This is a genomic window from Clostridium sp. DFI.1.208 (assembly GCF_024463855.1).
GTDB lineage: Bacteria > Bacillota_I > Bacilli_A > Erysipelotrichales > Erysipelotrichaceae > Clostridium_AQ.
In genome coordinates this window covers 1-3,873 of the sequence record NZ_JANGCA010000120.1, presented here as the reverse complement: position 1 = coordinate 3,873, position 3,873 = coordinate 1, and the positions used below count along the sequence as shown (strand labels likewise).

Genomic DNA, 3,873 nt, shown 5'->3' with positions numbered 1-3,873 from the left:
CGACAGCACAGGCAAGAAAATGACGCTTTGCCAACTCTACGCCAAACAGAACGCACAGAGGGCAAACGTGAAGAAAAGCACACAGAAACAACGGGAACAGCTCATGCGGTTATTGAAAGAGGACAAGCTGGGTGCTAGGAGCATTGATACAATCAAACCCTCTGACGCTAAAGAATGGGCGTTACGCATGAAAGACAAAGGCTTTTCCTACAATACCATTAACAACCATAAACGCTCGTTAAAAGCGTCATTCTACATAGCCATTCAAGATGATTATGTAAGGAAAAATCCCTTTGATTTCAAGTTAAGTGAAGTCCTAGAAAATGATACCAAAGAGAAAGTAGCATTGACAGAGGAACAGGAACAAGCCTTATTATCATTCATCAAGACGGACAACGTGTATCATAAGTATTATGATGATGTGCTGATACTGTTAAAGACAGGACTTCGTATCTCGGAACTGTGCGGACTGACAATCATGGACGTTGATTTTATCCATGAAGTAGTGGTTATCGACCACCAGTTATTAAAGAGCAAGGAACAGGGCTATTATATTGAAACGCCTAAGACAAAAAGCGGAATAAGGCAAGTACCATTAAGCAGAGAAACGATACAGGCATTTCAACGGGTTATGAAGAAACGCCCAAAGGCAGAACCATTTGTGATAGACGGACGGGGCAACTTTCTATTTGTCAATCATAAAGGCAAGCCTAAAGTTGCGATTGATTACAATATGCTTTTTGTCCGTATGGTAAAGAAATACAACAAGCACCATAAGGATAACCCCTTGCCACATATCACACCGCATACACTACGCCATACGTTCTGTACAAGACTGGCAAGCAAGAACATGAACCCGAAAGATTTACAGTATATCATGGGACATTCAAATATCAGTATCACAATGAACTGGTACGCTCATGCGTCCATAGATACTGCAAAATCAGAGGTTCAGCGTCTAATCGCATAAGAAGTATTTACCACGATTTTAACCACGCTTGATAGCGAAAATATAAGAAGATAGACCTAGATATGTGAGGTTTACCATAAAAGAAAAATGCCCGTAGAGCCGATAAAATAAGGCTTTGCGGACATTTAAGAAGATATAAAAAGATAGTCAAAAAGACATATATAATTTAAATGAAATATAGCAAAATTATTTCCTGAAAAAGACAAAATTGGAGATGTTATTAAACAAAAATTCAAAGAGGATGAGTATACACGTGAAAAATTATCAATTCGTTCAGAAATACAATCTTGCTTCAAAAGAATAAGTTATGAAATTAATATGATCCCCCAAATAGATAAAGCTGATATACTTCGATATTTAAGAAAAGAAAAAGAAGATTTGCTTATGTTTCTATATAACCAATATCCTGAAATAAGGCTTTCAGATAAAGTAAGTGAAACGATTAATATTGAGTACTTGGAACTGCAAGCTCTAATATTAGAAACATTTGAATTTTATGCCAAAATGATATGATGATGTGCCGTAGGAGGAATTGAAATGGATGAGTTGAAGAAAATTATTAACAGGATTATTACTGAAAGAAAATTAGACAGCAATACCACTGTATATAAAAAAAATTATAATGGAAAAAATTTTTATTCTATAGAAGGGATAAATATACAATCAGGAGATGAAGAGAAATATCTAATTTATGATTGTAGTCGAAATGATATAAGCTTTAACTATAATGAATATGCTTCTATAATATCTAAAGACGATGCTAATGCAATCCCTATTCTTGTTTTCAAAAACTGGGATGATGAAATGCAACAATATTTTACATGCAGAGAAAATTTAAATGGATTAGATAAAAAACAGCTTACAGACTTTTTCAGATATAAATCTACTATTTATACTGACATGGAAGATAAAATAATGTTATCTATTAAAAATCCAGAAAATTTTAATGAACATATTGTACATACTGATGGTAAAACTGAAACATTAGAAGGATATATATATAATTTGTCTCTTTATGAGTTAAAGAAACTCTATAACATAACGGGAGATGAATTATTCAAAAAAAATGTAAGAAAAGGATTAAGAAAAAGTATAACTATAGATAACATAATCAAAAGTTTTAATGACTATATAAAAGCCTTTATCAAAATGCAATTAGATAATAGCAAAGATACATTAAACAGCTGTGACATAGATACCATTAAACAAAATCTAGAAATCACTGATATTGAAAAATACTCTGATCCAAAGTATTTTTGGTTTTGTCATAACGGTATCACTATTTATTCTTTTAATGATGAGAAATTAGATAGAAGTGGAGCATCCATTGTTTTAAATCCAAGCAAAGTCAGTGTTATCAATGGTGCACAAACTCTTACAAATTTTTTCAGAGAATTAGAGAATACAAAACATAAATTATCAGATTCATCTTCAAATCTATCTGAAAATTTAAAAGAATTTGTTAATTCGATCAATTTGGACGATATACTTAAAGATATATTTGTAAAAACCATCTTCATATCAGGTAGTGAAGATTTTGTAAAACCTATTACATACGGATTGAATAAACAGGTTCCTGTATTAAACGAACATATTCTTGCTGATTCTGAAACTGTATATGATATAAATTTAATATTAAAGAAAAAGCATATAGAAATATTAAGAGAAGGTGATGGGAAAACTAATGTAGATGGCTTAAATGTAATTGATTTCGCAAAAAAACATTTAATTATTGTAGATCACCCTGGTACTAGTAAAAATTTACGTAAATCTGAATTAGAGGATATTTTGACAAAGGCATTAAAAATAATTCAAAAAGATGAAAATCATTATCTAAATTCATTAAAGTTATTGATTGACCTGGATGATTTGTGGAAAGAAAGTAAGAAAAAAAGAGATTTACTAAATTCTGATAATGATAACTATTCAATATTAAATAGTTTTGGTAAGAACTATTTTGGCAGTTACCTTGTTAGAAAGGCTAATAAATATCCACAAATTTATGATATAGATGAAGCTATCTTTGACATTCAATATAGTGAATTTCTTAAAATTTTCATGCAGATTAAACAGCCACTTTCTCTAACTGACTTTAAAAGTGACAATTTATATTCTAAATTTTTAGAAATATATAATACAAATATTTCTGAATCAAAAGAAAAAATAAATTGCGAAGATTTAAAAGAATACCTTACAACTCATATAAAGTCACAGTATTCAGTAAATAAAACCATAGTTGATTATTTAACTAATGTTAATATCAATCTTCAATATTTCAGAGTTATAACACGTGTAAAAAACAAATGTAAAGAGGCATTCCCGTTTCCAAACAGCACATTTACTGAACTTTATTCTTATGAAGAAAGCAATAGTCAAAAATTAAATTTTGATAACTCAAAATTTAAAAGTGAAATTGAAAAAGTATATCCAATATTTATTATAGAAAGAGATGCAATTAAAACCGAGATCGTTTCTGTTTCGTTTATGAGTGATTTTTCTTTCAAAGATTATATTAATGAAGCAAGAGAAGTCTTCAATATTACATTAAAAGCTTTTGAATCTGGCAATACATCTGATTTTCCTAAAGCAAGCTTAAATAAAAAATTTCATATACGCCCAAAAGCTATTAACAGTAATGATACATTTGAATTTACTAATGGTGAATTGATAACCAAAAGAACTTTTTGGGCAAACAAAGATACAGTAGATGAAATTATAAATAAGAATAAAAACTAATAATATTATAATATTAAAAAGGTACGTAAGATAATCTTAATTTGGCGCTTTAAATTTGTGTGTGGTTGTGGCATACCTTTAAACTTGTGTGTTGCCATTTTTTGACTTATCTAACAAACTGTGTGGATACCCTTTCACTTTTTGTGTGGGTGTCCTTTTCTTATATA

2 protein-coding genes are annotated in these 3,873 nt (G+C 30.1%); both read left to right on the top strand.

Translation table 11 applies throughout. The annotated features are described in order from the left end of the window. The coding region (locus NE665_RS23380; protein ID WP_256302670.1) for a site-specific integrase at positions 1 to 970 on the top strand (970 nt) is incomplete at its 5' end. Positions 971 to 1,507: 537 nt separating this feature from the next. Continuing rightward, a complete protein-coding gene (locus NE665_RS23375) occupies positions 1,508 to 3,706 on the top strand; it encodes a hypothetical protein (protein WP_256302669.1) in 2,199 nt (732 codons plus the stop codon). Positions 3,707 to 3,873: the final 167 nt, after the last annotated feature.

Excerpts from the sequence above, each read along its gene's own strand:
- NE665_RS23375 (WP_256302669.1), top strand. The coding sequence starts at position 1,508 with ATGGATGAGTTGAAGAAAATTATTAACAGGATTATTACTGAAAGAAAA.